Raw genomic sequence first — 19,518 nt, forward strand, 5'->3', positions numbered from 1 at the left:
CTTATCTTTTCTCCTCGTCCGGCGCCCAGATGCTGTGTGAATCGATCTGAAGCTTCAGGAGCGCCCGGTCGGCTTCCGACCGGGCATCAATTTCCAGGCGGTGCGCCTCCTGCGCCTGCCGCCGGACATAAAGAAGATCGGTCAGATCGATCTGGCCGAGTTGATATCCTCGCGCCATCTTGGCGGCCGCGTCGGCGGCGCTGTGCATCGATAGATCGGCGTTGCGCCAGGCATCGTAGCGGGTGCGGGCGTTGGAAAGGTCCGCATTGGCGATGGCCTGGATATTGCGTTGTATCGCCGCCAATTCCATGCGCGCGGCGTTGGCCTCGGCTGAGGCTTGATCGGCCGCCGCCCGGCGATAGCCACCGCCGAGGGGGATCGAGGCGACGATACCCGCGCCCTTTTCCATTCCGCCGCGCTCGCTGAACAAACGGACTCCGAACGATGGATCAGCGATACGATCCGCCCGAACCCGCTGAGCCGTGACGCCGAGGCGCTGCGCTTCCTTGTCCGCTGCACGAATCTCGTGGCTGCGCTCGATCACGAGATCGCGCATCGTCTCCAGCCCCACATCGGGAAGCGTCGGGGACGCAAGTTCCGGGGGCTCGGATGGCAAGGGAATGTCGGGGAAGGCCGCGGCGAGGGTGACACGCGCCTGCTCGCGGATAGAGAGGGACGATGCCGCCTGTGCGCGGGCCTGAGCGAGCGCTGCTTGCGCCTGGTCAAGATCGAGCTGGGCGGCGTCACGCAGCGCGACTCGCCGTTTCACCGCCGCGATCGATTCTTCCAGCCCCCTGACCGTGTCCATATCGTTTCGATAATGAGTCCCGGCAGTCAGCCAGTCGTGCCAGAGGCTCGACAGGATCAGCGCCGTCTGGTGACGGACATCCTCCATCTGGTTCTCGGCCACCTCGATCCCCAGGGCGCCAGCCTTGCGGTCCAGCGCGGCCTTGCCCGGCAGGCGGAAAGGGCGGCTGATCGTCGTGTCGAACTCGTCGAAACCGCCCTCGCGATCCACCGTGCGGCGGATGTAGCTACCGCTCACCGTCACTTCATGCGGGCCTTTGCGAAGCATGTCGCCGCGCGCTCGCGCAGCCTCGATACGGGCAAGCGCGGCGGCAACGCTGGGATGACTGTCCAGCGCCTCGTTGACCTTCTCTGCCGGCGGCAGGTCGGCGCGCTGGGCGAGCGCAGGCGTTGCGCCAAATGCAAGGCAACAGGCAAAGGCGACGACCCGCATCAGGCGATCCTTCCCTGATCGACGAGCGGAACGGTTCGCCAACGCACTGGCAGATCGTGCCGTGCTTCTTTCACTGCGCGAAGCAAATCCGGCACCATGTCCTCACCGACGATCAGTTCGATAGTCGTGCGCTTGAGTTCGCCGGAGACCCGCTCTGCTGTCCCGGCATCGTCGAAGTCACGACCACGCACATTCTCCGCCCGGATATGAATCGGCGCCCGGGAGATCGCGCGGATGGAGTCGATTAGCCCTTCGGCGTCCGGGACAGCGCAATGCAGGGTGAACAGGAGATCAGGCATTTTCGGGTTCTCCCGCGCTTTCGCCGAAGCGCTCGAACAGGATCGGCAGCAGGATCAGCGTCAGCAGGGTGGAAGTGATGAGGCCGCCGATGACGACGATGGCGAGCGGACGCTGGATCTCCGATCCAGGCCCGCTGGCGAACAAGAGCGGCACCAGGCCGAAGGCGGTGATGCTGGCGGTCATCAGCACGGGCCGCAGTCGCCGCTGCGCGCCGAGCCGTACCGCCTCGGCCATGCCTAGCCCTTCCGTGCGGAGCTGCCGGAAATAGGCGACGAGCACCAGCCCGTTGAGCACCGCGATGCCGAGTAGGGCGATGAATCCGACCGAAGCAGGCACGGAGAGATATTCGCCCGACACCCAGAGCGAGACCAGACCACCGACCATGGCGAAGGGGATATTGGCGAGGATCAGCAGCGACGCGCGGAGCGAGCGCAGTGTCGCCAACAGCACGAGGAAGATCAGTCCCAGCGCGATCGGGATCACCGTCATCAGCCGTGCCGAGGCGCGCTGCTGATTTTCGAACTGGCCGCCCCAGACGATGCTGTACCCTGCCGGAAGCCGTACCTTCGTCGCCACCGCAGCCTTCGCCTCATCGACATAGCCGACCAGATCGCGCCCGGAGACGAATGCCTGCACCAAGGCGAAGCGTGAACCATTCTCATGGTCGAGCTTGACCGGCCCCTGCGTGCGCGCGACCCGCGCCATGTCGCTGACGCGCGCGAGCGTGCCATCAGGCGTGCGCAATTGCAGATCGGCGAAGCGCGCGGCGTCTTTCCGAAGGCTCTCATCGCCTCGGATGACGATCGGCGTCCGCTTCTGCCCTTCCGCCACGACACCCGCGCGCATCCCCTCGACCTGAGCGCGCAAGGCATCCTGCATTTGGTCGACCGGCATTCCGAACCGCCCGGCCGCTGCGCGGTCGATGTCGAGTTGAAGATAGTCCACGCTGTCGTTGGCGACCGTCAGCACTTCCGAGGCACCGCGAACGCCCGACAGCGTGTGCTGGATCTGGCCGGCGAGATCGGCAAGCGTATTGAGGTCGGGGCCGAAGATCTTGACCGCGAGATCGCCGCGCGCACCGGTCAGCATCTCTGAGACGCGCATCTCGATCGGCTGGGTGTAGCTGGGAGTGATGCCGGGAAGCCCCTCCAGCGCCTTGCGGATTTCCTCGATCACAAAATCCTTGTTGCCGCGCCATTCGGAGCGTGGCTTCAATCGGACGAAGCTGTCGGTCTCGTTGAGGCCCATCGGATCGAGGCCGATTTCGTCCGAACCGACGCGGGCGATCACGTCCTCGACCTCGGGCACGGCCCGGAGCGCGCGTTGCACGGCCAGATCACCGGCAACCGACTGGTCGAGGTTGATCGAAGGCAGCTTGGTGAGTTGGACGATGACCGAGCCCTCGTCCATCGTCGGCATGAAGGTCTTGCCAACCGCGCCATAGGCTATGCCAGCCAGCACCAGTCCCAGAGCAGAGAGGCCATAGACCAGCCTTTTGCGCGCGAACGCGCCGTCCAGCAGCACGCGGTAGCGCGGGCCAAGCTGGCGCATGATCCACGGCTCGCCATGGTGGCCGCTTTTGAGGCCGAAGGAGGACAGTACCGGCACCAGCGTCAGCGCCAGCAGGAGAGAGCCTGCGAGCGCGAAGACGATGGTGAGCGCGACAGGGGCGAACAATTTGCCCTCCAACCCTTGCAATGAGAGCAACGGCAGGAACACCAGCGCGATGATGAGGATGCCGGCCGAGACCGGGACGATCACTTCGCTGGTCGCACGAAACACATGGTTGAGCCGGGGCGTATCTCCATCGTGATCGCGGCCGAGCCGTTCGACCACATTCTCGACCACCACCACCGCGCCATCGACCAGCATCCCGATCGCGATCGCAAGCCCGCCAAGGCTCATCAGATTGGCGGAGAGGCCCATGCCGCGCATGAAGAGGAAGGTGATGAGCGCCGCCATCGGCAAGGTCGCGGCGACGATCGCAGCAGCGCGCCAGTCGCCCAGGAACAGGATCAGCAGCACGACGACGAGGACGGTCGCCTCGATCAGCGCTTCTTCGACCGTGCCCACCGCCCGTTCGATCAGGTCGGAGCGATCGTAGAACACATTGATACGCGTGCCAGCGGGCAAGCCGCGCTCGACCTCGGCGAGGCGCGTGCGAACGCCGTCCACCACCTGCCGGGCGTCCGCCCCGCGCAGCGCGATCACCAGCCCTTCGACCGCTTCGGCGTTGCCGTTCTTCGTCACCGCGCCATAGCGAGTGAGGCTGCCGCTGCCGACCGAGGCGACATCGCCCAGCCGTACGATGCGCCCATCACGGCTGGCGATGACGAGCGATTGCAGGTCTTCGGCATTGCGGATCGCGCCAACCGCGCGGACGATCAGCGCTTCCTCGCCATTGGCGAGGCGTCCCGCGCCATCGTTGCGATTGCCGCTTTCGATTGCCGCACGCAGATCGGCAATCGAAAGCTTCGCGGAGGCCAACGCCACCGGATCGGGCCTCACTTCGAAGGTGCGGACATAGCCGCCGAGCGCGTTGACGTCCGCGACGCCGGGCACGGTGCGCAGCGCCGGGCGGATCGTCCAGTCGAGTAGCTCACGCTTCTGCTGGAGCGATAGCGGCCCTTCGATCGTAAACATGTAAACGTCGGAAAGCGGCGTGGAGATCGGCGCCAGACCGCCCGTCACCGATGCGGGTAGATCGCCCATTACGCCCGACAACCGCTCGGCGACCTGTTGGCGCGCCCAATAGATGTCGGTGCCATCGGTGAAATCGATGGTGATGTCGGCGATGGCGTATTTGGCCGCTGAGCGCAGGATCGCCTGATTGGGGATGCCCAGCATCTCCTGTTCGATCGGCGTGATAACGCGGCTTTCTACCTCCTCCGGCGTCATGCCGGGGGCTTTCAGGATTAGCTTCACCTGTGTCTGGGCGATGTTTGGATAGGCGTCGACCGGCAAGTTGACGAAGGCCCATATCCCTAGCCCTGCCGTCACAGCGGCGAGCAGCAGGACGAGCAGGCGATAGGAGAGCGCTGTGGCGACGAGCGAACGCAGCATCGGCCGGGCCTAGCGCGCCGCGGCGAGCGCCTTGAGCGCGCTCGTGCCGGAGGTCACCACCTGTTCACCGGGCTTTACGCCTGAGAGCAGAACGATCCGGCCGTTGCTGGCCGTTCCGCTCGTCACGGGGCGAACCGCGTAACCGCCCTGCGCTGCCACGAACACGGCCGACCTGCCGTCGATCATTGTGACGGCGGTCTCCGGCACGCTGACCGCGCCCGCCGGTGCGGGACCGGAAATCACGATGCTGGTCGCCCGGCCCGCGACGACGCCTGGCCCTGCCGGGATTTCCGCCTTGAGGCTGGCCGAGCGCGTTGCGGGATCGATCGTCGAACCGACGGCGATAATCCGGCCGGAAATGTCAGGTGGCAGATGCACGGTCATACCAAGCCGCACCTGACCGACCAGCCGTTCGGGCAGTTGCCCGATGACTTCATAGCGGTTTGCGGCATCGATCACATAAGGCGCGGTGGTGCCGTCGACCGGATTGCCTGTCTGGATGGCCGCGCTGGTCACGCGGCCCGCGATCGGCGCGGTCAGCGTATAGGAGCCGCTGCCGCCATGGCCGCCCACCATGCGCAGGATACGCGCCTTTTCCGATACGTCCGCATTGCTCTCGGCGGCGATGGCGCGCGCCTCGTCCGCGCGGGCTGGAGCGATGATGCCCTCCCGGCTGAGCTGCGACAGGCGCGCCGCATTGGACTGCGCAACGCCCGCACGCGCATGGGCGCGGGTGAGGTCCGAGCCGAGCGTCAGCACTTCGCGACTGGCGACGGTTGCAAGCGCCTGTCCCTGCCGCACGCTGTCGCCTTCCACCACATACGTCCGGGTGACGACACCGGGGAAGGTCGCGGCCACCGCCACGCGGGCGTTGGCTGGAGGCTGGATCACCGCTGGAATAGTGACGAGCGGGGCTTCCTCGGCAACGGTCGCGGCGGTTAGACGAATGCCCATTTGCGCCGCGCGCTTTGCATCAACGACCAACACCCCCGCGGCAGTCTGCGCTTTATCGGCAGGCGCTTTCGCGGCGGTGGGTTCGGAATGCGGCGCAAGCCACCAAAAGGCCGCCAAAGCGAGCGGAACGGCCACGCCTGCAATCGGATAATATCGTCTGGACATGCCATCCGGCTAGGCGGCGAGTCTGACGGAACCCTGACGAGACAGGCGACAGGTCAATCGGCAGTCAGGGTTCGGGGAAGCGCAGTATCAAATCATGGCGATCGGGATCGGTCTCGAGCGTGCCTTCGTGCGCGGCCATGATCCGCTCGACGATGGCGAGGCCAAGCCCAGCGCCGTCCTTGCTGGCATGATCGGCGCGGCGATGGCGTTGCACGAGATTGCGTAGCCGGTCTGGCGGCAGGCCAGGCCCTTCGTCACGCACGCTGATGCTTGCACCCGGACCAACAAGCACCTGGATGGCGCCGCCGGCCGGAGTCACCCGCACGGCGTTCTCGATGAGGTTGCGCAGCGCCGCCGAAATCGCCTCGCGCCGACCCCGCGTGACGGGCGCGTGAATGCCAGTCACGAGTTCAATGGTCTTGCCTCCGGCAATGATGGCCGGCGCGGCCGCCCCGACGACATCGCTTGCCACATCGCTCAGCGATATCTGCGCCAGCGGGATCTGGGCGACTGCATCGGCATCGATCTGCGCCAGCAGCATGAGCTGATCGATCAGCCGACGCATTGCCGCGACATCCTTTTTGAGCCGCTCCGCATCGTCATGCTCCAACCGATCGAGTTCGAGGGACAGCAAGGCGAGCGGTGTGCGCAGTTCGTGCGCGACATCGGCGGCGAAGGCTTCCTGGCGCTTCGCCGCTTCGTCGAGGCGCGCGAGCAGGTCGTTGACGGCGCTAGTGAAAGGCAGCGCTTCGGTAGGCATCTGCGAATTGTCGATACGGAAGCCGCGCTCATGGCCTTGCACCGCCTCGATCTCCGCCGCTACCTCTTCGAGCGGTCGGAATGCCTGGCGGATCACGCGAAGCACAAGCACGGTAACGGGGATCATCAGAATCGCCACCGGCAGCGCAACATGCTCAAGCATTTCGCGGCTGGCGCGCGCCATCGCCGCTTGCGCATCGAGATGGGCGAAGGTGAAACTGTAGAAGAAGACGACAGCAGCCAGCAGCAGGAAGGTGCCGACCAGACCGATCAGGCCCAGGCCGCGTTTGAGGCGTCGCGATACGGATCGGCGATCGGTCACGCGCCATTGTCCTTCAGCATATAGCCAACGCCTCGAACGGTATGGAGCGCGCCGGTGACGTGAGCATCCTCCAGCTTGCGCCGCACCCGCGAGATCGTGGCCTCGATAGCATTGGGCGTCACAGGATCGCTGAAACTATAAAGGGCATTCTCAATCACGGCGCGATGCACGACCGTTCCCGCGTGCCGCATCAACAATTCCAGCAGATCGGCTTCGCGGCGCGACAGATCGATCTCCTGATCGCCAGCGCGGGCGGTGCGGTTGGCGACGTCGAAATATAGTCGTCCTACCTCGATCACCGGCTGTATCCGCACGCCGGGGCGACGTAGCAGCGCGCGGATGCGCGCTGCAAGTTCATCGATCTCGACCGGCTTCACGAGATAGTCATCCGCTCCGGCATCGAGGCCCGTGATGCGATCCTCCAATGCCCCGCGCGCGGTCAGCATGATCGCGGGCGGCATCTCGTGATATTTTCGGCGGCTCGTAAGCCAGTCGGTTCCGTCGCCATCGGGTAGCCCAAGGTCGAGCACGATCGCGTCATAGGTTGCGCCGCCCATCGCATCCTCGGCCGCTGCAAGGCTATGGGCGACATCACACACGAAGTTCCGGCGCTGGAGGCCGTCTGCGACCAGCGCTGCCATTCGCGCATTATCTTCGATGACGAGAAGACGCATGAATCACTGGAACCTTCGAGGGAGATGATGATCGCTGGCCATGATCCGTTCTAGCAGGGGGCCGTCAGAAGTCTTCAATCCTTGTCCTCGTGATGTTCATGGGCGCCATCGCGCATATGCGGTGTGAACGCGGTCGGCTCGCTCCGAAGGATCAGGATCACCGCCAGGATGATGGTGGCGCTGCCGACCAGCAGCGCAAGTGCTCCGGGCGCCCGCGCGTCACGAGTATCAGGATGAAGACCGGCTCTCTTGCGGCCGGTGACCATCGCGCGAACCAGATTTTCACGAGTGAGAAACGACATCAGGACAACGGCGCCGACATGGAGGGCGACGAGCGCCAGCAAGCCATAGGCAAGCGTTTCGTGGAAATCCTTGTCGAGCTTGTGCGCCGCGACGCTAACACCGCTCCAAAGGACGATTCCGGTCAGGCCAAGCAGGGCGAGGACGGCGATCGCTCCGAGCGGATTGTGTCCGACGGAGCGTTCCGGACGGCCGGCGAACAGCTCGCGCACATGCGAGCCGATCGCCGTCGGTTTGATGAAACGCGCAAAGCGGGCATGTTCGCCGCCGACCAGGCCCCAGACCAAGCGAAACGCCAGCAGCACAGCGGCGCACCATCCTGCCACCATATGCCAACTGGCGATCGGGCTGTCGTCTTCGGACGATAGAAAAGCCACCAGAATGGCCAGAACGAGCAGCCAATGGAACAATCGCAGCGGCGCGTCCCAGACCTTCAACGTGTCCGCCTGAGCGAGATTTGTCATACAATTCTTCCTTCCCGAAGGAAGGGCTAGGCAGATTGTCTGACCGAATCCTGACGAGAACGAGGGGCTATACGACCGTCCCGAACAGCCGCCCGATCCCTGCTGTTGCCGCCATGGCGAGCGCCCCCCAGAATGTCACCCGCAAGACCGAGCGCACCGGCTGCGCGCCACCGGCCCATGCGCCGAGCGTACCGAGCAGTATGAGGAACAGCAATGTCGCGGCGATCTCGATCGGCACGAGACTGGCGCGCGGCGCGACAGCGACCAGTGCCAGCGGCATGAGCGCGCCTGTACTGAAGGTCGCCGCGGAGGTGAGCGCCGCCTGGAGTGGACGGGCGGTCACGACTTCGGAAATGCCAAGTTCATCGCGCGCATGGGCGCCCAGCGCGTCGCTGGCCATAAGCTGATCAGCGACGCGAAGCGCCAAGTCCTTGTCGAGCCCGCGCGCCACGTAAATCTCGGCCAGTTCATTGCGCTCAAGGTCTGGTTGACCGGCCAACTCGCCGCCTTCTCGGGCGAGATCGGCTTTCTCCGTATCGGCCTGCGAACTCACCGACACATATTCCCCGGCGGCCATGGACATCGCGCCTGCGACCAGCGCTGCTGCGCCAGCCACCAATATCCCCGACTTTTCGGCGCCTGAAGCGGCAACGCCGACGATCAGGCTGGCCGTCGACACGATCCCGTCGTTGGCGCCGAGTACAGCGGCACGCAACCAACCGATGCGTGACACCGCATGACGCTCAGGATGGGTTCGCAATCTGCTCATAATGTCCTCGCAAAGCATAGGGTGGTTGTCAGCCTTTTCTGACGAAACCCTGACGGCCGGCATCGCGCACTGGCATGGATGATATAGACCGCCGGCGCGGCAGCCCTGGCCGCCATCTCACCGGGGCCGCGGCTCTCGTTTGACTGGCGCTGGGAAGTGCGCGCGCATGGACCAACCCCTCCGACGTGGTGCATTGTGTCAGCCAACAAAGACCGTCAGCCATGCCGCGCCGATGATCAGTAACTGGGCTGGAATGACACGGGCGGCAAAGGCGCGCGTTCCCACCGTTGCGGAAAAGAAAATCTTGGCGAGGGTACTGGTGGTGCAGGCGGTCAGGATAGGAAGGATGGCTTGCGGCGCGGCCATCGTGCCGTCGGCGACCTGTGCCGCTAATGAAATCACCGCGGCATGAACGTCCAGCACCCCGCCGATCGCGGCTACGGCGATAAGCCCAGCATCCCCGAACCAGGCTCTGAGGGCCGCTGCGGACATCAGCATGATCGCCACCGTGGCGGCAAAGGTCAGTGCCATCAGCAGATTGAAGGACCTGCTCATTCTCGGCGGTTCAGCCGTAACCTCGCGCCAGGCCGCGAGGGTCAACCATCCGCCCGACAAAAGTGCGGCCAGTCCGGCTGCGCCCACCGGCAGGATGGTAGCAAGAAAGGTACGATGGTCCGTTGCCTCGATCACCACGGCCATCTGCGCATAATTGGCGACGGTCGATAGAACCGCCGCTGCCGCACCCGCCGCGGCGGAGGCGGGATTGGCGCGAACCCAGGCACCCATGGCCCCGATAGTTGCCGAGCTGGAAACGAGCCCCGAGATGAGGCCTAGTGCGGGCACCCCCAGGCGCGCACCCAATAGCCGCGTCGCCACCTGGCCCAGCGCGTTGATCCCGAGGATCATGACAACGACCATCCAGATCGAATGCGGATTGAGCGCGTCGAATGGCCCCATCTGCCGGTCCGGCAACATCGGCAGCACGATCAGGGTGGCGCCGGCGATCAGCAGGATATCCGCAATCTCGTCCGCGCTGATCGTCTGTCCGACGAAGCGATGGAGCGGATCGCGGGCTGCCAGCACGATCGCGATCAGCACCGCAAGAGCCCCCGCCAGCAACGGCGCAGTTACGGCAAGCGCCCCAAGCAGCGTAGTGGCGACGAGGCTAACTTCCGTGGTGATGCCGGGGTCGGTTGTATTGCGCCTGCGCCAACTGCTCAGCAGGGCCAGCGCGGTCATGCACAGCATCACGATCGCGATCATCCACTGCTGCGGCATCAGAGCTGCACCACAGCCCAGTAAGGCAGCGATCGTGAAGGTGCGCAGCCCCGCTGCGGCCGGACGGTGGACCTTGCGCCGCTCGCGCTCCGCTCCGATCAACAGGCCGATGCCCAGCGCAACCGGGAGGTGGTGAATGAGGCCGACGTCGTCCATGGACAGGGTTCTGTGCTCCTACGCGCCGAGCTAGAGGCAAGCACTTCAAAACCCCTCGCCACGATGCACTGACAATCAACTCGGACCACTCGGTGGCGGCTGGCCACGGGAGGATCGGGAGCGGCGGCGCCAGGGGGCAACGCCGCCGCTCCACGTCCAACCAATAGCTAGAAGGTCGCCTAACTACGGTCGGCGTTCATGACCTTGGTCCAGGCCCGCACGAAGTCGTCCACAAACTTCTGCTTCGCATCGTCCGAGGCATAGACTTCGGACACCGCGCGCAGCTCTGAATTGGAGCCGAACACGAGATCGACCGGGGTGGCCGTCCACTTCGCGGCGCCGGACGCGCGGTCCTTGCCTTCGTAGAGCCCCGGCGAGCCGACCGACTTCACCCAGACCGTGTTCATCGACAGCAGGTTGACAAAGAAGTCGTTGGACAGGTTGCCGGGGCGAGCGGTGAAGACACCATGTCGAGTGTTTCCGGCATTGGCGCCGAGCGAGCGCATACCACCGACGAGCACCGTCATTTCGGCGACCGTCAGGCCAAGGCTATCGGCCTTGTCGACCAGCGATTCAGCCGGGCCGAGATCGGCCCTAGCCGAATAGTAGTTGCGGAATCCATCGGCCTTCGGTTCGAGGAAGGCGAAGGAGGCAACGTCGGTCTGTGTCTGCAATGCATCGACCCGGCCCGGCGTGAAGGGGACCGAAACCCGCTGTCCTGCCCGATCCGCCGCCTGCTCGACAGCGGTGTTCCCGCCCAGCACGATGAGATCAGCCAGCGACACTTGCTTACCGTCCTTGCGGCCCTTGATGAAGTCCGCCTGGATGCGCGTGTAAGCCGCCAGCACCTTCTTCAGCTCTGCCGGATCGTTGACCACCCAATTGCGTTGCGGGTCGAGGCCGACGCGAGCGCCATTGGCGCCACCGCGGCCATCTGTGTCCCGGTAGGTCGAGGCCGAGGCCCAAGCCGCACGCACCAGTTCGCCGGTGGAGAGGCCGGAAGCGACGATCTTGGCCTTGAGCTGCGCGACGTCGTTGTTGTCGATCATCGCATAGTCAGCCTTGGGCAGCGGGTCTTGCCAGACGAAGGTCTGGTTCGGGACGTCCTTTCCGAGATAGCGGGTCTGCGGCCCGACGTCGCGGTGGGTCAGCTTGAACCAGGCGCGAGCGAAGGCGACGGCGAATTCTTCCGGATGCTCGCGCCAGCGCGAGGTGATCTTCCGGAAGCCCGGATCTTCCCGCATCGCGATGTCGGTGGTGAACATGATCGGCGCGTGCGTTTTGCCCGCGACATGGGCGTCGGGCACCAGGGCCGTCGCTGCCGGGTCGCTGGGCACCCACTGCACCGCGCCGGCGGGGCTCTTGGTCTTCACCCAGGTGAAGCCGTAGAGGTTGTCGAGATACTGCGTGGTGAAGGTGATCGGATTGGCCGACCATGCGCCTTCCAGGCCGCTGGAGACCGTATCTTCCGCATTGCCCTTACCGCATTTGTTGGCCCAGCCGAGGCCCTGCTGTTCGATCGGCGCGACGCCGGGATCGCCGCCGACGCAATCATCGGGTTTATGCGCGCCATGCGCTTTGCCGAAGGTATGGCCACCAGCGATCAGCGCGGCGGTTTCCTCGTCGCTCATTGCCATGGCTCCGAAGGCACGGCGAATATCAGCCGCCGCCGCCAACGGATCGGGATTACCGCTCGGACCTTCGGGATTGACGTAGATAAGACCCATCTGTGTCGCTGCCAGCGGTCCGCGAAGATTACCCTTCTCGTCCCGCCGTTCGTCCATCATCATCTTGGTTTCCGGTCCCCAGAAGACGAGGTCCGGCTGCCAGGCATCGACGCGGCCGCCCGCGAAGCCGATGGTCTTGAAGCCCATATCCTCTAGGGCGACGTTGCCGGTCAGAACCATCAGGTCGCCCCAGGAGAGCTTGCGGCCATATTTCTGCTTGATCGGCCAGATTAGCCGGCGCGCCTTGTCGAGGCTCACATTGTCGGGCCAGCTATTCAGCGGCTCGAAACGCTGCTCGCCACCACCGGCGCCGCCGCGGCCGTCCCCGGTGCGATAGGTGCCCGCACCATGCCAGGCCATGCGGATGAAGAAGGGGCCATAATGCCCATAATCCGCAGGCCACCACGGCTGCGAAGTGGTCAAAACCTTGCGGATGTCGGCTTTGACCGCATCGAGATCAAGCGAGGCGAATTCCTTCGCATAGTCATAGTCCGCACCATAGGGATTGGATTGCGCTTCGTGCTGACGCAACGACCTCAGATCGAGGCTTTTGGGATACCATTCCTTGGCCGTCGGTGCCGCGCTTTGGGCGAAGGCGGCCGGCGAGATCGCCATGACGGCTATCGCCAAAAAAGATATTGTTGTCCTACGCATTATGTCCTCCTGTTGTGGTTGAAGAAGTGGGAGTCCCGTGGACGGTTGGGCCGCCCGTGCCGCCCGTGCCGCCCGTGCCGCCCGTGCCGCACGACAGCAGGCGCCGCCATACAAAATCGGAATTAGGGGAGGGGATGACGCGACCGTTCATTGGGCCGGGGATTTCAGGTAGGCGGTCAGCGCCGCGCGATCGGCGGGTTTCGACGGACCTATGATGGGATCGCAGTTTGCTCATCATGTCCTCACAAGGCGGCATGGGGATTCCAAACTTTCCTGACGGAACCCTGACGAGCCGTATCGTTCAATCATGTGGGCAACATTCGGGATGTAAGCCGACTTCTTGTCGGTCAGCATCGGAGCTTGAATTGGCGGGGATTGCCAATTCTAGCCGGATCATGACTTCCTTCCTCCTCTTGTTCCTGATCGTTTTGGGCATCAACCTCCTGCCTGCCTTCGGACCACCCACCTGGTCGATCATCGTCTTCTATGGTCTAAACAGTGATCTGCCGATCGCATCGATCGTCATCGTTAGCGCGCTTGCCGCCGCCTTGGGGCGGCTGTTGCTCGCCCATAGCTTCCGGTTTCTCGGCGGCCGCCTACCGGAAAAACAGAAGCGCAATCTCGGCGCTGCGCGCGAAGCGCTAGAAGCGCGGCCGCGCAATATGATCCTCGGGCTTGGTTTGTTTGCTCTGTCGCCCTTGCCATCAGCGCAATTGTTTGCCGCGGCGGGACTGGCAAAGGTACGCCTTCTTCACTTCACTGCCGCGTTTTTCGCAGGCCGCCTCGTCTCCTATTCGATCTACGCGGCGACCGCTAAGGGGCGCGTGCCATCGGACTAGCCGACAACGGCGCGCCGCGTGGAATCGCGACCGCGTTCATCCTCGGCCTGCCGCTCGGCGCGCTGATCGTTTCGCTGCGGGGGGCTATCGACGCCAGCTTTCCCGGACCCAGCCTGCTCGTGGTCGCTGGTCTTCTGGTCGGCTTCGGCACGCGTCTCGGTTCGGGTTGCACCAGCGGTCACGGCGTCTGCGGGGTCTCGCGCCTGTCGCTGCGCTCTGTGCTTGCGACTGCTCTTTTCATGGCCAGCGGCTTTGCCACGGTCGCCATCATGCGTTTGGCCGGTTGGGTCGCATGAAGGCGATCCTGGCCTTGATCTCGGGCATGCTGTTCGGTGCCGGGCTTGCCATCTCAGGTATGGCCGATCCGGCGCGCGTTCATAGCTTCCTAGACCTGTTCGGACGCTGGGACCCGACGCTGGCATTCGTCATGGGTGGCGCGATCATTCCGATGGCGATCGCATGGATAATCCAGCGACGTCTGGAACGCCCTTTGGCCGACGCTGCCTTCAATCTGCCCGAGACGCGCGAGTTGAACGGAAAGCTTGCGCTTGGAGCGATCCTGTTCGGCATGGGCTGGGGCGTGGGCGGGCTATGTCCTGGCCCCGCATCCTTAAGCGCCGCCGCGGCATCCACCTTGCCATCGTGGAGCCGAGCGCGGACCACTACTATCAGCCGGGCTGGACGATGGTGGGCGCAAGGGGAGCGGTGATCCCGCTCTATCCCAAGGGTAGCATTCCGGCGCTGGGCGTGCCCGAAGCTCGGGACACGCAACCGGACGGCGAAACGCTGATCTATGATGTCAGCGAACCAGCATTGGAACTGTTCCGGCCAGCGCCGGGGCAGGCGAACGGCACTGCCGTCATCGTCGCGCCAGGGGGCGGATTCGTGGCGCTGGGCTATACGCGCGGCGGAACGGAAATAGCGCAAGCGCTGGCCCGTCACGGCTTCACCGCGTTCGTTCTCAAATACCGGACGATCCGGAGCGGCGACGGCCCGATGCGGATGCCCGATGCCCATATGCGCGAGATGGACATGGTCATGGCGCGGGCGAAAGGCGGCGAGCCCGTCGAGATGCCGGCGTTCGCAGGCGAACCCCATGCGATCGAAGACGGCGCGCGCGGGGTAGCCATCGTGCGCCAACGCGCCGCCGAATGGGGCATCGATCCGCACAAGGTCGGCGTGATCGGTTTCTCGGCGGGGGCCTATCTCGCGGCCGATCTAGCGATCGGCGCGAAGCCGTCGCGCCCTGACTTCGTCGGGCTGATCTATGGCGGTTTGCGCACCCCTGTCCCAGCAGATGCGCCCCCGGCGTTCATCGCCGGCGCTGCCGACGATGAGTATCAGCCGAACGATCCCATATTGCTCTATTCGGCTTGGCGACGAGCCGGAGCAGCCGCAGAGCTGCATCTGTACGAGCGCGGCGGGCACGGGTTCGATCTGCGTCCTCAGGGCACGACAAGCGACCACTGGTTCGATGAACTGATCTGGTGGTTGCAGGCACGCGGCCTCGTGACGCCGACGGGTAGCCCGGCTGACGCTCTTCGCACTACTATCGGCGGCGCACGGCGACACGCTGCATCAGCTGACGTGGAGTGACGGCGCTATAGTAGGGCAAACGGCGAGATATATTCGTTATGTTTATCCGGTGCGGGGCGCCAATTTTTTCCGACATAGTGAAACCATCGGCATCGCCATCGGGCGACGACGGTTCGTGCATGCGCCCGGCAGGACGCGGCTGCAGGTGCAGCCGCGCCATACCCGGTCAGCCGCGCGTGCGGGCGAGTTCGCGCCAGCCGATGTCGCGCCGGCAGAAGCCGGTGGGAAAATCGATCGCAGCGACGCCGCGATAGGCCGCAGCCTGCGCCGTCGCGATGTCCGGCCCGATCGCGGTCACGTTGAGCACCCGGCCGCCGCTCGCCACCAGCGAATCGCCCTGGCGCCTGGTGCCCGCATGGAACACCTGCGCGCCGCCTGCTTCCGCCGCCTCGATGCCTTCTATCGTGCCGCCGGTCTCCGGGGTGCCCGGATAGCCGCGGGCGGCCATCACGACGGTGAGCGCGGTGTCGGGGCGGAAGCGGGGCGAGGGGCGTCCGGCCAGTTCGCCGCGCGCGGTCGCCAGCAGCAAGTCGAGCAAATCGTCCTCCAGCCGCAGCATTAGCACCTGGCATTCGGGATCGCCGAAGCGCGCGTTATATTCGATCAGCTTCGGGCCATGCTTGGTCAGCATCAGCCCGGCATAGAGTACGCCCGAATAGGGAATGCCCTCGGCCGCCAGCGCGGCGATGGTCGGCTGGACGATGCGCTCGATCGCGTCGCGCTCCAGTGCCGGCGTGAGCACCGGGGCGGGGCTATAGGCGCCCATGCCGCCGGTGTTGGGGCCGACATCGCCCTCGCCGACGCGCTTGTGGTCCTGCGCCGATCCGAACGGCACCGCGCTGGTGCCGTCGGTGATGACGAACAGGCTGGCTTCCTCGCCGTCGAGAAACTCCTCGATCACCGCGCTCGCGCCCGCATCGGCGAAGATCGCGGTGAGCGCGGCCGTTGCCTCGTCGCGGGTCATCGCGACGGTGACGCCCTTGCCGGCGGCGAGACCGTCGGCCTTGACCACCACCGGCAGCCCGAACGGCTCCAGCGCCGCCAGCGCCTCGTCCAGCCCATGCACGCGCACATAGCCCGCGGTCGGAATGTTCGCGCGGGCGCACAGATCCTTGGTGAAGCCCTTCGATCCTTCCAGCTGCGCCGGCAGGCGGTTGGGCCCGAACACGGGCACGCCGGCCGCGCGCAGCACATCGCCCACGCCCGCCACCAGCGGTGCCTCGGGCCCGACGACGACCAGGCCGATGCCGTTCGCCTGCGCGAACGCAAGCACTGCCGCAGGATCGGTCGGCACGAGGTCGACGAGCGTGGCATGCGCCGCTATGCCCGGATTGCCCGGTGCGGCGAAGAGCTGCGTCAGCAGCGGCGATTGCGCGAGCTTCCAGGCGAGCGCATGTTCGCGCCCCCCCGAACCCAGTAGCAGGACGTTCATGGCCGACCCCCTTTTCGAGACTTCATCGACGCGGCTCGTAGCCGAGGCGGTGCCCGGGGACAACGCGGCGCCGATGAGCGTCAGCGAACTCTCCGGCCGGCTGAAGCGGATGGTGGAGGGCGAGTTCGGCCATGTCCGCCTGCGCGGCGAGATTTCGGGCTGGAAGCGCGCGGCTTCGGGCCATGCCTATCTCGCGCTCAAGGACATGGATGCGGTGATCGACGGGGTGATCTGGCGCGGGGCGGCCTCGGCGCTGCCCTTCCAGCCGCAGGACGGGCTGGAGGTGATCGCCACCGGCAAGCTCACCATCTATCCCGGCCGCTCCAAATACCAGATCGTCATCGAGCGGATGGAGCTGGCCGGCGAAGGCGCGCTGATGGCGCTGCTCGAGAAGCTCAAGGCCAAGCTGGCGGGCGAGGGGCTGTTCGACGCCCGCGCCAAGAAGCCGCTGCCCTATATGCCCAGGGTGATCGGCGTAGTGACCTCGCCTACCGGGGCGGTGATCCGCGATATTCTCCACCGGCTGGAGGATCGGTTCCCGAGCCACGTTCTGGTCTGGCCGGTCAAGGTGCAGGGCGAGGGATCGGCGCAGGAGGTCGCGCGGGCGGTGCGCGGGTTCGACGCAGTCCAAGCGGGCGGCCCGGTGCCGCGCCCGGACCTGCTGATCGTTGCGCGCGGCGGCGGCTCGATTGAGGATCTCTGGTCGTTCAACGAGGAAGTCGTGGTCCGCGCGGTGGCGGAGTGTTCGATCCCGATCATCTCGGCGGTGGGGCACGAAACCGATACGACGCTCTGCGACTTCGCCGCCGATCTCCGCGCGCCGACACCCACGGCGGCGGCGGAAATCGCCGTGCCGGTGCTCTCCGAAGTGCGCCACGGCATCGCCACGATGGCGCACCGCACCGAACGCTGCGTCCGCCGCTATCACGAGCGCGCCGGCGAGCGGCTGGCGGCGCTAGTCCGCGTGCTGCCGCGCCGCGATGCGCTGCTTGGCCCCCAGCGCCAGCGGCTCGACGATGTCGGCGCCAGGCTGGGGCTTGCGCTCGAACGCCGCGTGGGCGTTGCGCGCGGCCAGCTCGATCGCGCTGGCGCTGCGCTGCGCCCGGCGACGCTGGAGCAGCGGCTGGCGACCGCCCGCCAGCGGCTGGGCGGCATTGCGCTCGACCGCGCCGCCGATCGCGAGCTGGCAGCACTGCGCCAGCGCTTCGCCCGCCCGGCCGAGGCGCTCAGGTTCGCCACGCTCGAACGCCGCTTCGCCACCGCCTCGGAACGGCTGGCGGCGATGGGCCGGCACCTCGAACTGCTCGATCCCGAACTGCCGCTCAAGAAGGGCTATGCCTGGGTGGAGGGGCGCGGCACCGGCAAGGTGGTCGCCTCGGCCGAGGATGCGCGCGCGGCGCAGGCCGTGACGCTCCACTTCGCAGACGGATCGGTGGATGCCCGGGTTGAGCGTGGGGGTGCCAAGGCCTATGTTCCTCCCAAGCCCGAGCAGCCGACGCTGCTCTAGGGCGCATCCACCACCTTCAAGAGCAGGAATGGCGCCGCCCATGCTGATGTCCAACACCGCCCGCGTCGCCAAGCTGCACTATATGGCCAATGGCTTCCGCGTCCTCTCGCCCGGCGACCATGTGCTGTGTGCGGTGACCGGCGAGCGCATTCCCGTCGACTCGCTCCGCTACTGGAGCGTCGCGCGACAGGAAGCCTATGCCACGCCGGAGGCGGCCACCAAGGCGCTGCTCGAGGCATGATCGACCGGCGGCGCTTCGCCGCGGCGATGCTGGCGACGACGCTGATGGTGCGGCCCGCGCGCGCGGGCAGCGACGCCTTCGCGCTCGACGGCAGCTTCGAGCAGGGCGGCATCGCGCGCGGGCAGGTGCCACCCGGCACCACCGAGCTCCAGTTCGACGGCCAGCCGATCCCCTTCGCCGCCGATCGTCGCTTCCTGATCGCGTTCGATCGCGATGCGCCGCCGGCGGCGCTGCTCGAGGCAAAGGCTGGTGACGGGCGTACGGTGCGTGAAGACCTGCAGATCGCGCCGCGCGCCTGGAACATCTCGCGGCTGGACCAGCTGCCCAAATATCCGGTGCCCAGCGCCGAGTTCGAGGCACGGCGCCCGGCCGAACTCGCGCGGATCAAGGCGGCACGCGCGCTGCAGACCAAGGCCGAAGGGTGGCGCCAGCGCTTCGTCTGGCCGGCGACGGGGCGCATTTCCACGCTGTTCGGTTCGCAGCGTATCTATGCGGGCGAGCCGGGGGCCTATCATTCGGGCATCGACATCGCGCTGCCCACCGGGACGCCGGTGCGCGCGCCGGCCGACGGCGTCGTGATTCTCGCCGCCGAGGCGCCCTTCACGCTGGAGGGCAATCTGCTGATGCTCGACCATGGCATGGGGCTTTCCAGCGCGTTCCTGCACCTCTCGCGGATCGACGTGCGCGAGGGGGATGGCGTGCGCCAGGGGCAGTTGCTTGGCGCGGTGGGCGCGACCGGTCGTGCGACCGGGCCGCATCTGCATTGGGGCATCATGTGGCGCGGCGCGCGGATCGATCCACTGCTCGTCGCCGGGGCTATGTTTGCCTGATTTTAGAGCAGCATTGGTCGTCTTGTTAACATATTCGATCAAACTTCTCGGGCGTTTCGTAATATTGCTGTGACCGTGTGACTTTTCCGCTACACACGGATGAAAGCCGTTCACGAAAGCTGAATGTCCGCTTTACACTTCGTCCCCTTAACTGCTTCCCTTCGCGCAAGCTTCTTCGATCGCGTGCCACGCGCGCGAAGGAGCGGGGAGCCAATCCGGTCGGTACGGCAGTGACCGCCAGGCCGGAT

Annotated in this window: 18 protein-coding genes and 1 pseudogene; 8 read left to right on the forward strand and 11 right to left on the reverse strand. The window is 65.8% G+C overall.

Features of this window, described 5'->3' with window-relative positions; genetic code table 11:
* Position 1: 1 nt before the first annotated feature.
* The 6 genes from CA234_RS07635 to CA234_RS07660 all read right to left on the reverse strand — a co-directional run bounded on the left by CA234_RS07635 (position 2) and on the right by CA234_RS07660 (position 7,444).
* On the reverse strand, positions 2-1,240 hold the full coding sequence (locus tag CA234_RS07635) for a TolC family protein (protein WP_126001287.1): 1,239 nt from the start codon (positions 1,238-1,240) through the stop codon (positions 2-4).
* The gene (locus tag CA234_RS07640; protein WP_086129756.1) at positions 1,240-1,539 is read right to left on the reverse strand and encodes a DUF3240 family protein; all 300 of its coding nucleotides are present in this window, start codon (positions 1,537-1,539) and stop codon (positions 1,240-1,242) included. The genes CA234_RS07635 and CA234_RS07640 overlap by 1 nt, the downstream gene beginning before the upstream one ends.
* Positions 1,532-4,603, reverse strand: a complete 3,072-nt coding sequence (locus CA234_RS07645; protein WP_086129757.1) for a CusA/CzcA family heavy metal efflux RND transporter — start codon at positions 4,601-4,603, stop codon at positions 1,532-1,534. Before CA234_RS07645 ends, CA234_RS07640 begins: the two co-directional genes overlap by 8 nt.
* Before the next feature lie 9 nt (positions 4,604-4,612).
* Positions 4,613-5,557, reverse strand: a complete 945-nt coding sequence (locus CA234_RS07650; RefSeq protein ID WP_241213357.1) for an efflux RND transporter periplasmic adaptor subunit — start codon at positions 5,555-5,557, stop codon at positions 4,613-4,615.
* A gap of 229 nt (positions 5,558-5,786) precedes the next feature.
* Complete coding sequence (locus tag CA234_RS07655; protein ID WP_086129759.1) at positions 5,787-6,803, reverse strand: ATP-binding protein; 1,017 nt, start codon at positions 6,801-6,803, stop codon at positions 5,787-5,789.
* Entirely contained in the window at positions 6,800-7,444 is a 645-nt protein-coding gene (locus CA234_RS07660) for a response regulator transcription factor (RefSeq protein ID WP_241213344.1), read from the reverse strand. Before CA234_RS07660 ends, CA234_RS07655 begins: the two co-directional genes overlap by 4 nt.
* On the opposite strand from CA234_RS07660, the gene CA234_RS24825 reads away from it, so the two are divergent.
* A complete protein-coding gene (locus tag CA234_RS24825) occupies positions 7,385-7,531 on the forward strand; it encodes a hypothetical protein (protein WP_241213359.1) in 147 nt (48 codons plus the stop codon). The two genes, CA234_RS07660 and CA234_RS24825, sit on opposite strands and share 60 nt — an antisense overlap.
* Before the next feature lie 20 nt (positions 7,532-7,551).
* On the opposite strand, the gene CA234_RS07665 is transcribed toward CA234_RS24825, so the two are convergent.
* The 4 genes from CA234_RS07665 to katG form a co-directional block, all read right to left on the reverse strand.
* Positions 7,552-8,241 carry a cytochrome b/b6 domain-containing protein gene (locus CA234_RS07665; RefSeq protein ID WP_086129761.1) on the reverse strand — a complete coding sequence of 230 codons (690 nt, stop codon included), beginning with the start codon at positions 8,239-8,241 and terminating at the stop codon, positions 7,552-7,554.
* 67 nt (positions 8,242-8,308) lie between these two features.
* Positions 8,309-9,010 (reverse strand): VIT family protein, encoded by a 702-nt coding sequence (locus CA234_RS07670; RefSeq protein ID WP_086130084.1) that lies wholly within the window; start codon positions 9,008-9,010, stop codon positions 8,309-8,311.
* 198 nt (positions 9,011-9,208) lie between these two features.
* Positions 9,209-10,444 carry a DUF4010 domain-containing protein gene (locus CA234_RS07675; RefSeq protein WP_086129762.1) on the reverse strand — a complete coding sequence of 412 codons (1,236 nt, stop codon included), beginning with the start codon at positions 10,442-10,444 and terminating at the stop codon, positions 9,209-9,211.
* 179 nt (positions 10,445-10,623) lie between these two features.
* Positions 10,624-12,825 (reverse strand): catalase/peroxidase HPI, encoded by a 2,202-nt coding sequence (katG, locus tag CA234_RS07680; protein WP_126001288.1) that lies wholly within the window; start codon positions 12,823-12,825, stop codon positions 10,624-10,626.
* Positions 12,826-13,220: 395 nt separating this feature from the next.
* On the opposite strand from katG, the gene CA234_RS07685 reads away from it, so the two are divergent.
* The 4 genes and pseudogenes from CA234_RS07685 (at position 13,221) to CA234_RS07700 (ending at position 15,260) form a co-directional block, all read left to right on the forward strand.
* Positions 13,221-13,664 carry a hypothetical protein gene (locus CA234_RS07685; RefSeq protein WP_086129764.1) on the forward strand — a complete coding sequence of 148 codons (444 nt, stop codon included), beginning with the start codon at positions 13,221-13,223 and terminating at the stop codon, positions 13,662-13,664.
* A pseudogene (locus CA234_RS07690) lies at positions 13,646-13,960 on the forward strand (YeeE/YedE thiosulfate transporter family protein); the annotation flags it as partial. The gene CA234_RS07685 and the pseudogene CA234_RS07690, both read left to right, overlap by 19 nt.
* Positions 13,957-14,373, forward strand: coding sequence for a DUF6691 family protein (locus tag CA234_RS07695; protein ID WP_241213353.1), 417 nt, complete (start codon positions 13,957-13,959; stop codon positions 14,371-14,373). The pseudogene CA234_RS07690 and the gene CA234_RS07695, both read left to right, overlap by 4 nt.
* The gene (locus CA234_RS07700) at positions 14,370-15,260 is read left to right on the forward strand and encodes an alpha/beta hydrolase (protein WP_206431121.1); all 891 of its coding nucleotides are present in this window, start codon (positions 14,370-14,372) and stop codon (positions 15,258-15,260) included. The genes CA234_RS07695 and CA234_RS07700 overlap by 4 nt, the downstream gene beginning before the upstream one ends.
* Positions 15,261-15,426: 166 nt before the next feature.
* Here CA234_RS07700 and purD read toward each other — a convergent pair whose 3' ends face one another.
* Entirely contained in the window at positions 15,427-16,692 is a 1,266-nt protein-coding gene (purD, locus tag CA234_RS07705; protein WP_126001289.1) for a phosphoribosylamine--glycine ligase, read from the reverse strand.
* On the opposite strand from purD, the gene xseA reads away from it, so the two are divergent.
* From xseA to CA234_RS07720, 3 genes are read left to right on the forward strand one after another with little or no spacing between them, the layout of a single operon-like run.
* Complete coding sequence (gene xseA / locus CA234_RS07710; RefSeq protein WP_126001290.1) at positions 16,691-18,199, forward strand: exodeoxyribonuclease VII large subunit; 1,509 nt, start codon at positions 16,691-16,693, stop codon at positions 18,197-18,199. The genes purD and xseA overlap by 2 nt on opposite strands.
* Before the next feature lie 40 nt (positions 18,200-18,239).
* A complete protein-coding gene (locus CA234_RS07715) occupies positions 18,240-18,440 on the forward strand; it encodes a DUF2093 domain-containing protein (RefSeq protein ID WP_066721469.1) in 201 nt (66 codons plus the stop codon).
* On the forward strand, positions 18,437-19,270 hold the full coding sequence (locus CA234_RS07720; protein WP_126001291.1) for a M23 family metallopeptidase: 834 nt from the start codon (positions 18,437-18,439) through the stop codon (positions 19,268-19,270). Before CA234_RS07715 ends, CA234_RS07720 begins: the two co-directional genes overlap by 4 nt.
* Positions 19,271-19,518 lie beyond the last annotated feature (248 nt).

Source organism: Sphingomonas sp. ABOLE, from assembly GCF_003950455.1.
Classification (GTDB): Bacteria; Pseudomonadota; Alphaproteobacteria; order Sphingomonadales; family Sphingomonadaceae; genus Sphingomonas; species Sphingomonas trueperi.